Here is a 17,104-nt window from a genome sequence, read left to right on the forward strand (position 1 = left end):
TCGGCGACCTGAAAGTTTTCATGACGGGAGGAGTAAATTGTCAAGTAAAGTCACGGCCTTGCGAATCGATTCAATTGAAACATTAAGTGAAAAAACGCAGGCGTATTTCGAATTATGCGAGGAGAAGCTGGGTCTGGTGCCCAATGTTCTCAAAGCTTATGCATTTGACGAAACCAAACTGCGCGCCTTCACGGACATGTATAACGACCTCATGCTCAGCGAGAGCGGTCTCTCCAAGCTTGATAGAGAGATGATTGCCGTTGCGGTATCGTCCGTCAATCACTGTTTTTATTGCCTAACCGCCCACGGCTGCGCTGTGCGCGAATTGTCGGGAGATCCGGAACTCGGCGAATTGATGGTGATGAATTACCGGGTGGCCGATCTTTCGGAGAAACAAAGGGCAATGCTCGATTTCGCTGTCAAACTGACAGAGCGGCCGGCAGAAATCCTGGAGAGCGATCGGCAAGGCTTGAGGGATGCCGGCTACTCGGATCGCGACATCTGGGACATTGCTTCCGTCGCGGCCTTCTTCAACATGACCAATCGGGTGGCTGCAGCAACCGACATGCGGCCAAATGATGAGTATCACTCAAGGGCTCGTTGAGCTCTTCTAGCGTGCCGGAACGGTGACAAGTCGCGCGATTGGGTGTATGACGCAGGGCGATTTTCGGGAAACCGCCAACAAGGAGAGGATCGGGCGATGGTTGCGCGCGTATTCATAGATGGTGAAGTCGGTACAACGGGTCTGCAAATCCGTGAGCGCCTTGCCATGCGCGGTGACCTGGAGCTGCTCTCCATTCCGGAAGAAAGCCGGAAAGATCCTGCGGCGCGTGCCGATTTCCTCAACAAGGCTGATATCGCGATCCTTTGTCTGCCGGATGCGGCGGCAAAGGAAAGCGTGACGCTTATTGAAAACGACACTACGCGTGTGATCGATGCCTCGAGCGCTCATCGGGTCGCCGAAGGCTGGGCCTATGGTTTTGCGGAAATGGACCGCAACCAAAGCGACGTCATTGCCGCGTCCCTGCGCGTTGCAAATCCGGGATGCTGGCCTCAGGGTCTGATCGCATCTGTGCGGCCCCTTGTTGCAGCGGAATTGCTGCCGTCGGACTTTGCGGTCAATTTTCACGGAATATCCGGATATTCGGGCGGCGGCAAAGGCATGATCGCCGAATATGACAGCCTTGGTGTCAGCGCCAATGTGCTTGCGCCCTATGGGCTTGGCTTCAATCACAAGCATCTTCCGGAAATGACCGAATATGCACTGATTGAAAGGGCGCCCCTGTTCACCCCGACAGTCGGCAACTATTACACAGGCATGCTGACAGTCGTTCCGCTGAACCTTGCAGCACTCGACAAGGTGCCGACAGGTGCTGAAATCCACGCAGCCTTGAGCGACCATTATGCCAATGCGCCAGATGGGTTCGTCGATGTTGCTCCTCTGGAAGCGCTGGAACGGTCGGACGAGCTCAATCCACAGGCGCTCAACGACACCAACCGGTTACGCCTTCACGTTTTTGCCAATGATGCGCGCGCACAGGCCGCGATCATTGCCGTTTACGACAACCTGGGCAAAGGCGCATCAGGCGCTGCCGTCCAGAACCTCAATCTGATGCTTGGAGTTGATCAGACCACAAGCCTTGCGGCTTGAGGTGATGCTCCCGGCCTGACCCTTCAGGAGACCATGATGGAAAAATTCGAAACCTTGACCGGTGTTGCGGCACCGATGCCGATCGTCAATATCGACACGGACATGATCATTCCGAAGCAATTTCTGAAGACGATCAAGCGCACCGGCCTTGGAACTGCACTGTTCCATGAAATGCGCACCAATGACGATGGTTCTGAAAACGTCGATTTCATCCTGAACAAGGCGGCCTATCGCGACGCCAAGATCCTGATCGCAGGTGATAATTTCGGTTGCGGATCGTCCCGTGAGCATGCGCCTTGGGCTCTTCTCGACTTCGGCATCCGCTGCGTGATCTCCACATCATTCGCAGATATTTTCTACAACAACTGCTTCAAGAACGGCATTTTGCCGATTGAAGTCTCCGAAGACGAGTTGGAAACCCTGCTGCATGCTGCTGAGCGCGGATCCAATTTTACCCTGACCATCGACCTGGAAAAACAGGAGATCCAGGGCCTGGAGAGCGGCGACATTGCGTTCAAGATCGACCAGTTCCGCAAGCACTGCCTGATCAACGGCCTTGATGACATCGGTCTGACCATGGCCAAGTCTGAGCAGATCGACAGCTTCGAAGGCTCCATGGGCGAAAGCCGTCCCTGGGTTTGATAGCAACGCGATTCATGAAGTCGTAATGTCGATACTAGTCTGGTGAAGGTTGCAATCCGTCCAGGCCGGATAGGCGACCAGCCAGCCATTGCCAAAATCACTAGGTCAGCTTGCAACGTTCTGGAGAGCCATTGTAGCGATCCGGTAGCGTTCTCAAGTTGGGTTGGGAACCTGCCGAGCTATCAATTTCTGCATGAAGCCTATGTTGCAGAAACAGAAATTGGCCCGGTTGCAGCGGTGCATTTCATACCTTCATGGGGCGACAAACCGGACTGCTTTGATCTGTCAGTGCCCCTCATCCGGTACTTGTTTGTGCCTCCAGGCCTAGACACACATGCGTTCACTAGACGGTTGCTTGAAGTTTGTATCTGGAGGGTGCGCCGGGATCGGAATTCTTCCGTAGCCATTCACGCAACACCAATCATGAATGCAGAGCTAGAGCTACTAAAGAAAATGGGGTTCGGGTTCGTCCGTGCCGCTCCAGCCATTCACGGCATTCCCTTTAATATCTATTCCAAAAAACTCTTTTATTGAGCTACGACTTCTTCTCGTCGTCCCGCACGCGCCGTTCCGCGTTCAGCTGCTCCAGTTCGGCCATCTTGTCGCCGAGTGGACGGAGGACAGAAACCGTGTGGCGGAATTGATTGACCCGCTGGTCGAAGAGACGTTTGGCGAGTTCCGGGTATTCCTGGATCATGCGTTTGAAGAGCGCGCGGCGAATGCGGATGATGCGAACGCCTTCAATCGCCTCGGCGCGGCATGGACGCTTGTTTTCCGCCAGCAACGCGGTTTCGCCCAACAACGTTCCTTCGCCAACACGGTCGACTTCGTCGAAGCCATCCTCGCCCCGAATTTGCAGACTTACCGTGCCACTGGTGATCACGAGCCCGCCATCGGCGCGCTCGTCCTGATCGAACAAGCGCTGGCCGCTGCCATACTCCATGCTTTCGGCACTGAAGGCGAGCAGACGCAACTGGTCCTCAGCGAAGTCCGACAGCATCGGGATTTGTTTGAGAATCGCAATATCTTGGGCAAGGCTCATGCCCAAGATTTACGCCGAATAGCTCTCAGGGCACAAGCTTATATCCACCGGCTTCTGTCACGAGAAGCTCGGCATTGGATGGATCACGCTCGATTTTCTGCCTCAGCCGATAAATATGGGTCTCAAGTGTGTGTGTGGTGACACCGGAATTGTAGCCCCACACTTCATGCAACAGCACGTCTCTGGTCACCGGCTTTTCACCAGCGCGATAGAGAAATTTGAGAATGGAGGTTTCTTTCTCGGTCAGCCGAACTTTGCCGCCTGCATCATCCTGCATGACTTTGGCGGCAGGACGGAACGAATAGCGGCCAATGGCAAAGGTGGCATCTTCGCTCTGCTCATGCTGGCGCAGATGAGCGCGGACGCGGGCCAGAAGCACTGCGAATTTGAACGGCTTGGTGACATAGTCATTTGCGCCGGCTTCCAGCCCAAGGATCGTATCGCTGTCTCCGTCATGGCCCGTAAGCATGATGATCGGTGCTTTGAAGCCGTTTTTACGCAGCAGCTTAACGGCTTCGCGGCCATCGATATCCGGAAGGCCGACATCCATCAGGAGCAGATCGACATGCTCATCCTTGGCAAGGCCGATGCCGGACGTAGCTGAATCCGCCTGGATGGTCTCGAACTCATCATAAAGAGAAAGCTGTTCCACCAGCGCTTCACGGAGTTCGTTATCGTCGTCGACTATCAAAATCGTGCGGGCGGTCATTGTCGAGGTCCTCGCCAAAAATCTTCAAAACTGATCACGCTGATTTGTGCAAACTACACATGCGTGTTGCTGCCTCTATGTGCGTGGGAAATTCTCGCCATACAAGCCATGCGTCGTCAATTCTTCTTCACGCGGGGTTTAAGGCTGGTTTATCAAGTTCTTCTGTCCTGCAGACTAAACGGAACGGATATCAAATGACAGCCCACCGGAAAACGGCAGATACGCTTGAAGTTCGAGCGCGACCGCGTGATCGAACCAAGGGCATTTTGCGTCTCGGCCAGATCACGGTTCCGTGTGCGCTTGGCCGATCAGGCATTGTGACACGGAAAAAAGAGGGTGATGGCGCCACACCAGCAGGACGGTTCGAACTGCTTCATGTCTACTATCGTCCCGACAAGGGTTTGCCTCCTCCGACCGACTTGCCGCATGAACCTCTGTCGCCTTCCTCCGGCTGGTGCGATGACCCGGCGCACAGCCGTTACAACAGACCCGTTGATCTGCCGTTCGGCGCCGGTCATGAAAAAATGTGGCGCGATGACCAGCTTTACGATGTCGTCGTTGTTCTGGACTGCAACATGTCTCCAGCCGTGAAGGGGCGTGGTAGTGCCATCTTTTTCCACATCGCGCGCGAGGACTACAGCCCTACCGAAGGCTGTGTCGCCGTGGCGCCCGCGCACATGCGGCTGCTCCTATCTCTTGCTGGTGTCGGGACGAATATGGTGATCGTCCCGTAACAGGCTTCGGACATCAGGGTGTGGCAGCGACCTGCGGGCGATAAATGATGAAACTTCCGCTGACTGTGACGGAAGTTCTGACACCGTTGTCGTCGGTAGAAGAGTAGGTTCGGGTGCCGTAGTTGTTGCGAACGACAACCTGGTCTTCGGTCACGTTGCTTTCCAGGAAGGACGCAAGTCCATTTGCATCGATGCTTTCCAGGATGGCGGTGTGCCTGGGTGCGCCCCGGCTCATGACAGTTTCAGACCAGCTGCCGTCCGAGTTCGTGACCCTTGTCGTGACTTCAAATCGGGTAAACTGAAACACATCGCCCGGCTGAGCCTGGCTTAGTTGTTGAACAACACGTCCCCAGACATATGTGCCTGAAGGCTTAATAAAGCCCACGCTTTGGTAACCGTTGTTGACGAGTGTCCAGCATTCACCGTTGCCCTCAACCCGGCCAAGTCGCTGGGTTGCGAAGGAGATCAATTGCTGGGCCTGTTGTGCGGTAACGTCGGGCATTTTCGATAATCCTTAAGCTCGCACCCCTGAAGATCTCACGTTACGGCAAGTGCGAATCGATTGCTGTGCCCTGAGTCACAATTTTGTGATCTGCCGATAGCGGAGGAAACCAGATCAACGTTGCGGAATTGACCGATTGAGCTGGCTTTGGACTGCGCTTTTCCATTCGCTTGCGTAACCGGTCAAACGGCCATCGAATGTTTCTGCCTTGTCTGTAAAGTCCGATCCAAAAGCCTGCGCGGTGACCTTTTTGTCGAGCAGCAATGCAGCGCCGATGCTCGTTCCCGTGGAGGAGCCTGATGAGGTTTCCACCGAACGCTCCGTCGCTGCTGCCAGCATGTCCAGATAAAGGGAGTTGCGAGCAAATGGGCCCTCTACAAGGCTTGGGCCGAGAGCTCCTGTTATCTTCAGGCACTCTGCCGTCATCAGGGCAAGGTAAAAAGACACCGCGGCATAGCGCTCTCCGTCAGAAAGGTTTGTCTCATCGGTGTTCCAGCTATGGGTCTTTCCCTGAAAGGGCCCTGAACGCGGGTCGACAGCAGGAAACAGCAAGATTGGCTCGGTGAGAACGTGCTCAACGTCGCGGGCCGTGCAGGAAGCCTCGTGTCCGCTCATGACGAGATCAAATTCTCTTCCGCCCATGAATCGCGCCGAAGGGACGGGGTCACCATGCGCGTTCACATTCATCAAGGTGTCTCGACTTGGATCAAGCGTAACGTCAACACCGCCAATGGCGAGCGTGATGACCCAGGTGCCGGTGGAGACGACGGAAAATGGAGGGCGCCGCTCCTGTAGATACGGGTAGAGGGATGCGTTGGAATCGTGAATGCCGCAAGTGACCTTCAAGTCGGCCGGAATTCCGATTTCTTGGGCAACGTCCGGCAACAGGGGGCCCATAAGGTCCGCAGCCTTTTTGACCGGGGCCATCCGTGCACCCAGGTCCAGTTTGTCAATGAGGCTTGAGTAACTTGCCTGCTGTGGACACCAGAGGTCGGTATGGCAACCAAGAGACGTCACCTCATTGGCAAGTTTCCCTGTCAAACGGTAGGTCCAGTACTGAGGATAGGTCAGAACAGTGGCAATACGATCGTGAAGCGTCGGGTCGTTGCTCAGCTGCCAATGGATCTGGGCGCCAACATTCAGGCCCATGCTCAAGCGCGGCGATCCCGTTTCGGAAAATGCAGGCCTGATTTCATCATATTCAGTTTCAAGGTCGTCGGGTCCGGTAAACTCGTAGTCGATCACCGGAGATGCCAGCCTCCCCTCTTTGTCCAGGAGTACGGCACTTGCGCCATGCGCGGTGACCGAAAGGGCGTCAATGCCGTGGGCGAGATTGAGTTTCTTGAGCGCGTCACAAATAAAATGCCAATGGCCATCAATGTCATAGTGCGGATAGGGCGGCCCCGGGAGCACGTTGTTGGGCCGGGTCAAAACGCCAATTTCCGCCCGCTTTTCCAGATCGACAACAGCAACTTTTACATTGGTCTTGCCGATATCGATGACGCCGACATGCTGGATGGTGACCATTTGCCGTCAATCCATATGAAAGACGGACTTGAGGTCTGTCACGACAGGTTTGTTGTCGGGTTCGCTGGCCATGATGTCAGCCATGTGCGCCCACCATTTCTGCATCACGGGGTGGTCGGGCAGTGCCTCCATGGTGTGATTGTCTTCGCGCCACAAAACTCCGAAGAGGATGTTGGTGTCCGGGTCAAGATGAATGGAATAGTCCCGGATGCCTGCATCCTTCAACAGGGTGACCAACTCCGGCCAGATCTCGTCATGCCGCTTCTTGTATTCGTCTTCCATGCCGGGATTGAGCAACATCTTGAAAGCGACTTTTTCCATGTGATCAGGCTTTCCGTCTGGTGAGGATCTGGCGGACAATTCTCGGCAATGTGATGACCGCAATCAGCAGAAGGCCGATGAAAATCGACATCACGATGCCTGGTACATTCAAAAGGCCAAAGCCGAAGGTCACCATACCCATCACGAATGCAGCGATAACAACACCCGGGATGGATCCTGAGCCGCCCAAGATGCTGACGCCGCCAAGGACGACCATGGTGACCACTTCAAGCTCCCAGCCGAAGGCGATCGAAGGCCGCGTGGCACCAAGGCGCGAAGTCAGGCAGATGGCTGCAACGCCCGACATGAGACCGGTGAGCAAAAACAACGCAAACTTAACGCGGGTCACTCGAATGCCGGAGAAGAGCGCACCAACCGGATTGTTGCCGATTGCAAAAACGGCCCGACCGAAGTTGGTCCTGTGTAGGAGTATGGCAAAAAGGACGGCGGTAATTGCGAAGAGAACGAGTTCGAAGGTTATCACCCACCCGACGTAGCCCTGGCCGAAAAAGCCGAAATCAGAAGGATAGCCGGTGTAAGCCTTGTCTCCGAGGACGATATAGGAGATGCCACGAAAGAGGCTCATCGTGCCAATTGTGACCACGATGGACGGCAAACCGAGGCCTGTGACGAGAAAGCCGTTGAAGGCCCCGCACAGGAGGCCGACGCCAAGCCCTATGAGGATCAGAGCCGGGGTTTCCGCGCCGAGTTGCACGGCGAACCCCATGGCGGTTGACGCTAGCGCGATGATCGAGGCGACCGAGAGGTCGATCTCGCCCGATATGATCAGCAATGCCATGGCGAAGGCGATCATCGCCTTTTCGGTGAAATTGTAGGTCGCGTCGGAAAGATTCCAGGGATCGAGGAAATAAGGAGAAGCGAAGCTGTTCAGGATGAAAACAGCCACGGCGACGCAAAGTAGCAGCAGTTCCCAACTTGCCAGAAAGCGGTGTAACGGGGTTTTCAATCGATCCGGGATCTGCCGTCCGGTTGAGGCCTGGTGTGTCGCAAGGCTCATGTTGCATGTTCCGCTTTTTTCAGGATCACCCGGCCTTTGGTCCGGTTCGATGTCGCGTTGAAGGCAACGGCGATGATGATGGCGCTGCCTGAAATGGCGAGTTGCCAGAACGGAGAGATATTGACCACAGGCAAGGCGTTCTTGACGATGCCGAGGAAAAGCGCCCCCAGGAGCGCGCCACCAACCGACCCAATGCCGCCCGCAATCGAGATGCCGCCGATGACACAGGCAGCCACGACTTCAAGTTCGAACCCGCCTGCAATGTCGACATAGGCAACAGCGTATCGCGCGACCCAAAGGTAGCCGGTGAGGCCAGCCAGAGCGCCGGAAATGACGTAAGCTGCACATTGGGTCAGCCCGACATTGATGCCGGTATAAACAGCGGCGTGTGGATTGCCGCCGACCGCGAAGAAGGCCCGCCCGAGCGCCGTGCGCCCGATCAGGACGATGAAGCCGATCAACACCAGGATTGCGATCCATGACAGCACCGGCAGCCCGAAGACTACCTCCCGCGGAAACGCCTTGAAGGCGGCGCTCATTTCGTGCGCGTTGATCCACTCACCACCGGAGATGACAAAAATGATGCCGCGAAAGATGGTCATGGTGCCGAGCGTGACAACAATCGGCGGTATGTCGAGTTTCCATACAAGAAGACCGTTGATGAGGCCCATCACTGATCCCAGTCCGATGGCAATCACCATGATCAACGGTACGGGAAGATCCGGAAAGATCGTGTTGAGCATTGCGACAACCATGCCTGTTAGGGCCAGATTGGCGGCGACCGACAGGTCGATACATCGGGTCAGGATCACAACCATCTGACCGAGTGCGAGAATGATCAGTGGTGCCGTGTCGTTAAAAACATTTACAAGATTTGACGGAGCGACGAAGGCGGGGAACCGCGATGCAATGGCACCGATGAGGACAAGAATGGCGGCCGCCAGAACAGTCTCACGGGACTTGATCAGAGAGTGGATCATGAGTGCGTCTCCACAATTCCCGCCGCTGCCCGGACCAGGTGTTCCGGAGTCAGCTCCGCCCCTTCAAACTCGGCTGCAATTCGGCCCTCTCTCATAACGATCACGCGATCCGACATGCCAAGAATTTCAGGGATTTCGGAGGACACCATGATCACTGCGAGGCCTTCTGCCGCCAGTTCCGCCATGAACTCGTGAACGGCGGCCTTGGAACCGATATCAATGCCTTTCGTCGGTTCGTCGAGAATGATGACCCGTGGCTTCGTTGCCAGCCATTTGGCGATGACGACTTTCTGCTGGTTGCCGCCGGACAATTCACCAATGTCCTGGTCGAGCGCCGCGGCACGCAAGTCCAGGCGCCTGGTGTAGTCGCGGGCAAGTTTGAATTCCTCCGCCAGCCTCAGAAAACCGTTTCTGGATGTTTCCTTCAAGGACGGCAGGGAAATGTTCTGGAAAATCGGCAATCCCTTGACGGCGCCTTGCTTGCCCCGGTCCTCCGGGACATAGACGATGCCGTGGCCGATGGCTTCATTTGGATCTCGAATAACGGCGATCTGATCGTCGATGCGAATAGCGCCCTTCGAGGGACGCGTTACACCGAAGAGCGCCTGCATGAATTCACTTCGACCGGCACCGACCAGGCCATAGAAACCGAGAATTTCACCCGATCGCAATGCGAAGCCAATATCTTCAAATTCGGTCGGATGCGAATAGCCGGCAACCTTGAGCACTTCCTTGCCGAGCTGCGGAGAGCGCTTCGGGAAGACCTGATCGACCGAGCGCCCGACCATGAGTTTGACCAATTCACGTTCGGATACTTCATTGATGCGTCCGGCACCGACCATCTGTCCGTCCCTGAATACGGTGTAACGGTCTGCGATCCGAAAGATTTCATCGAACTTGTGACTGATGAAGAGGATGGCCTTTCCTTCCGTCTTCAACCGTTCAACGAGCTCGTAGGTCTCTTCAATTTCCTTGTGCGAGAGCGATGCCGTCGGTTCGTCCATGATGACGATGCTGGCATCAATAGAGAGCGCGCGAGCAATCGCCACCAGATGCTTGTTGGCAATCCCGAGGTCTCTCAGTGTGACATGGGGGTCGATCGACGCGCCAATTCTGTCCAGAAGATTTTGCGCTTGAATGAGCATTTTGCGCCGGTCGATCAAGCCGAAGCGGGTCTTGGGGGCGTGGCCGATGAAGATATTCTCCGCGACCGACAGGTCATCAAACAGAACAGTTTCCTGATGAATTGCGGTCACGCCGGCGCGTCCTGCATCTTGAGCAGTCGGAAACGCGACGCGTTTTTCGTCAATGACGATTTCACCTTCATCCGGCTGGTAGATGCCAGTTAATATCTTGACGATGGTGGATTTACCGGCACCGTTTTCGCCGACAAGTGCTGTGACTTCGCCAGGATAAAGCTCCAGGGAAACCTCAGACAGTGCCTTGACCCCGGGAAAGGACTTGGAGATGCCTGTCAGGGACAGAGCCGGTTTGGATCCCCTGGCGGACTGAGGATGCGCGTCTTCAATGCCGTGCGTGTTCGCAAGCATAACCATATCCCGGAGCCAGTTGTTCTAGTTGGTTCAGGAGACCCGGTGCAGGGCACCGGGTCCAAGACATCCTAAGATGGATCTAAGCAAAGGCTTAGAAGATATCTTTGAAGTCGTTGATGTTGGAGCTGTCGTAGACAAACGGGTCGGCCATTGCGCCTTCGTTGTTGTCGTTCAGCTCAAGTTTGCCCATGCGGCCCATTTCAATTTCAGCACCGGGTGCAGCTTCTGCCTTTCCGGTCGCGAGATTGTAGGCCAGCATCGTGGCTGAATAGCCCAGATCGATCGGGTTCCAGATGGCGAACGACTTGGATGCGCCCGACTCAATATGTCCGGCCATCTCAGATGGCAATCCAAGACCGGTAACGTTGATCTGTCCGGCTTTTTCAGCGTCCGATACTGCCTGGGCCGCGGCGACGATGCCGACAGAGGTCGGTGCGATGATCGCCTTGAGATCGGGATAGGTTTGCATCAGGCCCTGGGCTTCGCGGTAGGACTTGTCTGCCAGATCGTCACCATAGACGGTCGCAACCACATTGATGCCGGGGTAGTTGTCCTTGACCTTGTTCATCTCCTCGATCCAGATGTTCTGGTTCGTTGCGGTAGCTGATGCGGACAGGACCGCGACATCGCCACCATCTGGCAGATGATCAGCTGCCAGCTTGATGATCATGTTGCCGATCAACGGGTTTGACGACGGATTGAGGTGCAACTGACGGCCTTCCGGAGCAACGCCTGAATCCCACGAAATCACTGTTATGCCGCGGTCCATGGCCTTTTTGAGTGCTGGAACCAGCGCATCCTGATCGTTGGCGGAAATCGCGATAGCATCGACCTTCTGCGCGATCAGGGCGTTGATCACCTCAATCTGACCTTCCGCTGTCGTGTCTGTCGGGCCAGTGTAGATGATTTCCACGTCGCCCAATTCCTTGGCAGCTTCTTCCGCGCCTTTAGCGGCAGCCTCAAAGAAACCGATCCCGAGAGCCTTGACGACCAACGCAATGCGCTTGTCTTCAGCTTGTGCAGGAGCGGCGATACAAACGGCGGCAACTGCTGTTGCAGCCAATAGTGACTTGAAGAGTTTCATTGCTTCCTCCCTAAATGAACTGCCGGCCCGTTGAGGGTTCCGGCAGAATGCCGGCTACCCGCTTGAGGTCGCCTTGCTCTGTGTGGCGTTCACCGATGCCACGATCAGATTGATGTCGGCCTGCTCCAGCATCTTGGCCGCGTTGTCCGGAATGCCTTCGTCTGTGATCACGGTTGAGATCCGGTCAAGCGCACACAGGATCAGGCTGGAACGCGCACTGAATTTGGATGAATCCGCAAGCACGACCAGTTCGTCCGCCTGGCCGATCAATTTCTGTTCGGCCTGGATCAGAAGCGGATCAGCTTCCATGAGACCGAGAGGGCCGAGGCCCTGCGCACCCATGAACATCCGCTTTGCATAGAAATTTCGGGTCACGTCATTGTCGAAGGGGCTCAAGATGATGTTCTGCTCCCGGTAGATCGCTCCGCCGGACAGCATGATCGTGTTCTTGGAGTTCTTGAGAAGATGTTCGGCGATCGGGAAGGAGTTGGTGAATACCTGCATCCGTTTTGTCGCCAGCGGGTGGACCATTTGAAATGTCGTGGTGCCGCCGTTGATGATGATCGCATCGCCGTCTTCGCAGAGTTCGACAGCCTTTTGAGCAATCGCGCGCTTTTGCGCGATGTTGATCGTTTCGTTTACGCTGAAAGGACGTCCTGCCAGGCCGACAAATTGTGGTGGGTGAATTGATTCCGCGCCCCCACGCACACGGCGCAGTTTCTTTTGCACATGCAGCTGAGCAATGTCGCGACGTATGGTTGCTTCCGAGGAATCCGTCAACGCCACCAATTCCTGGACCGTAACAACCGGCCGATCCTGGACAGCGGACAAGATGATCCTGTGGCGCTCTTTCTCGTGCATATAGTCCTCCCGTTGATCAAACGTTTTCATCATTATCAGTCACTGTCAATCAAAAAAGATCAATAATAATCATTTTGCAATGCAGTATGATTGGATATGATTGTTTTTGATTGACATTCGTGTCTGATCAAGCGAGTGTCTAGCCAAACAAACGACCGCTGTCAGGCGTATTCTGGGAGGACACCATGTTGAATTCGGCCGCCGGGTCCCGGCTGGAAAACCTGTGGGACGATCAAAAGGCGTCGGGCATGAGTGAGCCTGAACTTCTTCTTTATCGTTCGAACCTTCTCGGATCCGACAAGCGCATCACAAACTACGGTGGTGGCAACACATCCGCGAAGGTTTTTCAAAAGGATCCGCTTATTGGCGACGAAGTTGAGGTCCTGTGGGTGAAAGGCTCAGGAGGCGACGTCGGCACCATCAAGATGGATGGTTTTGCGACGCTTTACATGGAAAAGCTGCGCGCATTGAAAGGTCTTTATCGGGGGCTTGAGTTTGAAGATGAGATGGTTGGCTACCTGCCACACTGTACCTTCAACCTGAACCCGCGTGCAGCGTCGATCGACACGCCTCTTCATGCCTATGTGCCCATGACGCATGTTGATCACATGCACCCCGACGCAATCATCGCTATTGCGGCGGCGGCTGACAGCAGGGAGCTCACACGAGAGATTTTTGGCAAGGACATTGGCTGGCTGCCCTGGAAACGGCCTGGATATGAGTTGGGTCTGTGGCTTGAAAAGTTTTGCGAGGCGAACCCGCAGGCACGGGGTGTCGTTCTTGAAAGCCATGGATTGTTTACCTGGGCGGATACCGCCAAGGAGTGCTACGAAACGACGTTGGAAATCATCAACAAGGCGATAGGCTGGTTCGAGGACAAAACTGCGGGCACAAACGCCTTTGGCGGTGCCAGGTTCAATGCTCTGCCGCCGGTTGAGCGGCGGGACATCGCCGCCAGTCTCATGCCGGCAATTCGAGGCATGATTTCCGGGAAGCAGCACATGGTCGGACATTTTGACGACAGTGACGCAGTTCTGGAATTCGTCAACTCCAATGACATGGAAGCCCTGGCGGCTCTGGGCACCAGTTGTCCCGATCATTTTCTGCGAACCAAAATCAGGCCGCTTGTTGTCGATTTCGACCCGGGCAATCCAGCCATTCAAGCCACGCTCTCCGGCCTGGGCGAGGCGGTGGAAACCTATCGGGACGATTACGCCGCCTATTATGCACGTTGTAAATACGACAACAGTCCAGCGCTTCGGGATCCGAACGCCGTCGTCTATCTGGTGCCGGGTGTCGGCATGATCACCTTTGCCAAGGACAAGGCAACCGCCCGAATTTCAGGCGAATTCTATACCAATGCCATTAACGTCATGCGGGGCGCTTCCAGCGTTTCGACCTATTGCGGACTGCGTGAGCAGGAAGCTTTCGACATTGAGTACTGGTTGCTCGAAGAGGCGAAGCTGCAGCGTATGCCAAAGTCGAAAAGCCTGGCGGGGCGGATCGCGTTGGTGACCGGAGGTGCTGGCGGAATAGGGTCAGCAACGGCTGAGCGGTTTTTGCGCGAAGGAGCCTGTGTTGTCCTGGCGGATATCGACAAGGAGGCCCTTGCGGCCGCCGCGGACAATCTGAGCGGGCGCTACTCCAAGGATGTTGTCCGGGCCGTCACAATGGATGTCACGAGTGAAGACGCGGTCGCGGAGAGTTTTTCTCGGGCTGCGCTGGAATTCGGTGGCGTTGATATCCTTGTGTCGAATGCAGGCATTGCCTCCTCTGCGCCGATAGAGGAGACGACGCTGGATCTCTGGAACCGCAACCTTTCCATCCTGTCGACCGGCTATTTTCTGGTGTCGCGCGCGGCATTTCAGGTTCTCAAGACACAAGGGCTAGGCGGTTCCATCGTTTTCATCGGATCCAAAAACGGATTGGCGGCTTCACCAGGTGCCAGCGCCTATTGCACAGCGAAGGCGTCGGAGCTGCATCTTGCCAGGTGTTTGGCGCTGGAAGGTGCTCCTGAAGGGATCCGCGTCAATGTGGTCAACCCGGATGCGGTGCTTCGGGGATCCAAGATCTGGTCCGGAAACTGGCTGAAGGAACGGGCGGAAGCCTATGGCAAAGACACATCCGAACTCGAAGAACACTACCGTCAGCGATCTCTTCTGAAGCGATCCGTTCTGCCGGAAGATATTGCTGAAGCGAGTTATTTCTTCGCTTCCGACGTGTCGTCAAAATCAACCGGCAACATCATCAATGTCGATGCCGGAAATGTGCAGTCTTTTACGCGCTAGCGTCCAACCCGGCGGTTGCCTGGAGCACTGGTTCGAGCAGGGTGACATCCCCACGGTTGGAAGACACATTCAGACATTGTTTCACCCCCTATCGAGTGCCGGACCGCCTGGTCACCAACGGCCGGGAAGGGTCAGGAAAGGATCTTCAAGATGATGATCGACAACTCTGTGATCGCCCAGGAAAACGAAGCGGCTTTGACCGTCTTGAGCCGCGACTATGCAACACTGGGTGAACAGCTGGATCGTCGCGGCATCGCGATAGACGACATAAAAGCCAAGGTCTCCGGCTACGGTGTTGCTATCCCCTCCTGGGGGGTTGGAACAGGAGGGACGCGATTTGCGCGTTTTCCCGGCAGAGGTGAGCCCCGGCACATATTCGACAAGCTTGAGGATTGCGCGGTTGTTCATCAATTGACCCGCGCGACGCCGTCGGTTTCTCTGCACATTCCCTGGGACAAGGCGGATCCGTCGGACCTCAAAGCAAGTGCGTTATCGCTTGGTCTTGGGTTCGATGCGATGAATTCCAACACCTTTCAGGACCAGCCTGGCCAGACGCATTCCTATAAATACGGTTCTCTGACGCATACCAATGCGGCAACGCGCCAGCAGGCGATTGACCATAATCTGGAGTGCATCGAGATCGGCACTGCCATCGGCTCCACGGCGCTTACAGTCTGGGTTGGAGACGGCTCCAATTTTCCGGGGCAGACGCATTTTGTCCGGCAGTTCGAGAGATATCTGGACTCAGCAAAGGCAATCTATGCGGAGTTGCCCGAGAACTGGCGGCTTTTCACGGAACACAAGATTTTTGAACCAGCTTTCTATTCGACAGTCGTGCAGGACTGGGGCACCAATTACCTCATTGCGCAGGAGCTTGGAGACCGGGCCTTTTGCCTCGTTGATCTCGGGCATCATGCGCCGAACGTCAACATCGAGATGATCGTAGCTCGGCTCATTCAATTCCAGAAACTGGGCGGTTTCCATTTCAACGACAGCAAATATGGTGACGACGATCTGGATACCGGATCGATCGATCCTTACCGGCTGTTTCTGGTCTTCAACGAGCTGGTCGACGCGGAGACGCGCAGTGCAGAAGGTTTCGCTCCTGCGCATATGCTTGATCAGTCGCACAACGTGACCGACCCGATCGAGAGCCTCATGGTGAGCGCCATGGAAGTTCAACGCGCCTATGCGCAGGCGCTGATTGTCGACAGATCGGTGCTGCATGACTTTCAGCAGGACAACGACGCCCTGATGGCCTCAGCGACACTGAAGCAAGCCTTCAGAACTGACGTTGAACCCATTCTTGCCATGGCCCGACTTGAAAATGGGGGTGTCATCGACCCGGTTTCGGCATACCGCGCCTCCGGGTATCGGAACAAGGTCGCTGAGATACGGCCGGCAGTGACCGGTGCAGGTGGTGGAATTGTCTGAAGCCGCCAGTTAGTTGCCGATTGGCTTTCGGCGCTGAGCGGCAAGTTCGCGGGTGTAGGCAGACAAGGCTTCTAGCTGAGCCGACGCTGCATCGCTGTCGCCGGCCTTCAGCGCACCAAGCATCGCCTCATGAATTTCGGCGATGCGCTCGCGGTCGCGCAGTCGATAGACCAGCATGTTCATCAGCGGCTGCATGGCTTCAAAAGCCGATGAAAGCTGGAATGCCAGCAATGGGCTGTCAGTGGCATCGGCTACGACCGAATGAAAGCTGACATCAGAAGCGCAGAAGTCTTCGTCGCTTGTGTTTGGATTCCGTTGGCGGGCAATCTCGGTTTCGAGTGCTTCAAGCTGTTCTTCGGTTCGGTTCAGGGCCGCCATCGGCAGTGCTGCCATTTCCAGTGCGAACCGGGATTCAATCGCATCTTCAAACGGAATATCGTTCATGCCGATCAGCAGACGCGTGGTCGTCACGAGATTGGCTTTGGCTTCGTCCCAAGTCATGCGGTTGACGAAAGCGCCACCGGAAGAGCCGCGTTCACTGCGGATCAGGTTTTGGGCGGCCAGCCTTTTCAGGGCTTCGCGCACCGTTGAGCGTGACACACCGAAACGTTCTGACAATTCAGCTTCGCTCGGAAGGCGCTCCTCTCCGGCGAGACGGCCTTCGAGAATGGCATTTCGGATGGCATTGGCGATCTGGACCGAGAGTCCTTCCTTCTGAATCGTATTGAATTCAATCGCCAATGAGCTCTCCCGCCATG

17 protein-coding genes are annotated in these 17,104 nt (G+C 55.6%); 6 read left to right on the forward strand and 11 right to left on the reverse strand.

Going from position 1 to position 17,104, the window contains the following annotated elements; all coding sequences use genetic code 11:
• The first annotated feature begins 37 nt into the window (after nt 1-37).
• From FIV00_RS02335 to leuD, 3 genes are all read left to right on the forward strand, one after another.
• Nucleotides 38-604: a peroxidase-related enzyme gene (locus FIV00_RS02335; protein WP_152499312.1), complete on the forward strand. Its 567-nt coding sequence runs from the start codon at nt 38-40 to the stop codon at nt 602-604.
• A gap of 96 nt (nt 605-700) precedes the next feature.
• Nucleotides 701-1,651 carry an N-acetyl-gamma-glutamyl-phosphate reductase gene (gene argC / locus FIV00_RS02340; protein ID WP_152499313.1) on the forward strand — a complete coding sequence of 317 codons (951 nt, stop codon included), beginning with the start codon at nt 701-703 and terminating at the stop codon, nt 1,649-1,651.
• A 36-nt stretch (nt 1,652-1,687) separates the two neighbouring features.
• Nucleotides 1,688-2,293 (forward strand): 3-isopropylmalate dehydratase small subunit, encoded by a 606-nt coding sequence (gene leuD, locus FIV00_RS02345; RefSeq protein ID WP_152504079.1) that lies wholly within the window; start codon nt 1,688-1,690, stop codon nt 2,291-2,293.
• A 535-nt stretch (nt 2,294-2,828) separates the two neighbouring features.
• On the opposite strand, the gene FIV00_RS02350 is transcribed toward leuD, so the two are convergent.
• Nucleotides 2,829-3,335 (reverse strand): Crp/Fnr family transcriptional regulator, encoded by a 507-nt coding sequence (locus tag FIV00_RS02350; protein ID WP_152504080.1) that lies wholly within the window; start codon nt 3,333-3,335, stop codon nt 2,829-2,831.
• A 25-nt stretch (nt 3,336-3,360) separates the two neighbouring features.
• On the reverse strand, nt 3,361-4,044 hold the full coding sequence (locus FIV00_RS02355) for a response regulator transcription factor (RefSeq protein WP_152499314.1): 684 nt from the start codon (nt 4,042-4,044) through the stop codon (nt 3,361-3,363).
• A gap of 194 nt (nt 4,045-4,238) precedes the next feature.
• On the opposite strand from FIV00_RS02355, the gene FIV00_RS02360 reads away from it, so the two are divergent.
• Complete coding sequence (locus tag FIV00_RS02360) at nt 4,239-4,778, forward strand: L,D-transpeptidase (RefSeq protein WP_152499315.1); 540 nt, start codon at nt 4,239-4,241, stop codon at nt 4,776-4,778.
• 13 nt (nt 4,779-4,791) lie between these two features.
• On the opposite strand, the gene FIV00_RS02365 is transcribed toward FIV00_RS02360, so the two are convergent.
• The 8 genes from FIV00_RS02365 to FIV00_RS02400 all read right to left on the reverse strand — a co-directional run bounded on the left by FIV00_RS02365 (nt 4,792) and on the right by FIV00_RS02400 (nt 12,624).
• Nucleotides 4,792-5,280: a hypothetical protein gene (locus tag FIV00_RS02365; protein WP_152499316.1), complete on the reverse strand. Its 489-nt coding sequence runs from the start codon at nt 5,278-5,280 to the stop codon at nt 4,792-4,794.
• 114 nt (nt 5,281-5,394) lie between these two features.
• Nucleotides 5,395-6,807 (reverse strand): FGGY-family carbohydrate kinase, encoded by a 1,413-nt coding sequence (locus FIV00_RS02370; RefSeq protein WP_152499317.1) that lies wholly within the window; start codon nt 6,805-6,807, stop codon nt 5,395-5,397.
• 6 nt (nt 6,808-6,813) lie between these two features.
• Nucleotides 6,814-7,128: an L-rhamnose mutarotase gene (gene rhaM, locus FIV00_RS02375; protein ID WP_152499318.1), complete on the reverse strand. Its 315-nt coding sequence runs from the start codon at nt 7,126-7,128 to the stop codon at nt 6,814-6,816.
• Nucleotides 7,129-7,132: 4 nt separating this feature from the next.
• Nucleotides 7,133-8,146: an ABC transporter permease gene (locus FIV00_RS02380; RefSeq protein WP_152499319.1), complete on the reverse strand. Its 1,014-nt coding sequence runs from the start codon at nt 8,144-8,146 to the stop codon at nt 7,133-7,135.
• Nucleotides 8,143-9,126, reverse strand: a complete 984-nt coding sequence (locus tag FIV00_RS02385; protein ID WP_173005841.1) for an ABC transporter permease — start codon at nt 9,124-9,126, stop codon at nt 8,143-8,145. Before FIV00_RS02385 ends, FIV00_RS02380 begins: the two co-directional genes overlap by 4 nt.
• The gene (locus FIV00_RS02390; protein ID WP_152499320.1) at nt 9,123-10,676 is read right to left on the reverse strand and encodes a sugar ABC transporter ATP-binding protein; all 1,554 of its coding nucleotides are present in this window, start codon (nt 10,674-10,676) and stop codon (nt 9,123-9,125) included. The genes FIV00_RS02385 and FIV00_RS02390 overlap by 4 nt, the downstream gene beginning before the upstream one ends.
• 94 nt (nt 10,677-10,770) lie before the next feature.
• The gene (rhaS, locus tag FIV00_RS02395; RefSeq protein ID WP_152499321.1) at nt 10,771-11,763 is read right to left on the reverse strand and encodes a rhamnose ABC transporter substrate-binding protein; all 993 of its coding nucleotides are present in this window, start codon (nt 11,761-11,763) and stop codon (nt 10,771-10,773) included.
• Nucleotides 11,764-11,817: 54 nt separating this feature from the next.
• Entirely contained in the window at nt 11,818-12,624 is an 807-nt protein-coding gene (locus FIV00_RS02400; protein WP_152499322.1) for a DeoR/GlpR family DNA-binding transcription regulator, read from the reverse strand.
• Between the two features lie 185 nt (nt 12,625-12,809).
• Between FIV00_RS02400 and FIV00_RS02405 the strand changes: the two genes are divergently transcribed.
• Nucleotides 12,810-14,912: a bifunctional rhamnulose-1-phosphate aldolase/short-chain dehydrogenase gene (locus tag FIV00_RS02405; protein WP_152499323.1), complete on the forward strand. Its 2,103-nt coding sequence runs from the start codon at nt 12,810-12,812 to the stop codon at nt 14,910-14,912.
• 150 nt (nt 14,913-15,062) lie between these two features.
• A complete protein-coding gene (gene rhaI, locus FIV00_RS02410; protein ID WP_152499324.1) occupies nt 15,063-16,346 on the forward strand; it encodes an L-rhamnose catabolism isomerase in 1,284 nt (427 codons plus the stop codon).
• Nucleotides 16,347-16,355: 9 nt separating this feature from the next.
• Here the strand turns inward: rhaI and FIV00_RS02415 are convergent, their stop codons facing one another.
• Nucleotides 16,356-17,087, reverse strand: a complete 732-nt coding sequence (locus FIV00_RS02415) for a FadR/GntR family transcriptional regulator (RefSeq protein WP_152499325.1) — start codon at nt 17,085-17,087, stop codon at nt 16,356-16,358.
• Nucleotides 17,088-17,104: the final 17 nt, after the last annotated feature.

The sequence above is a fragment of the Labrenzia sp. THAF82 genome (assembly GCF_009363435.1).
GTDB lineage: Bacteria > Pseudomonadota > Alphaproteobacteria > Rhizobiales > Stappiaceae > Roseibium > Roseibium porphyridii.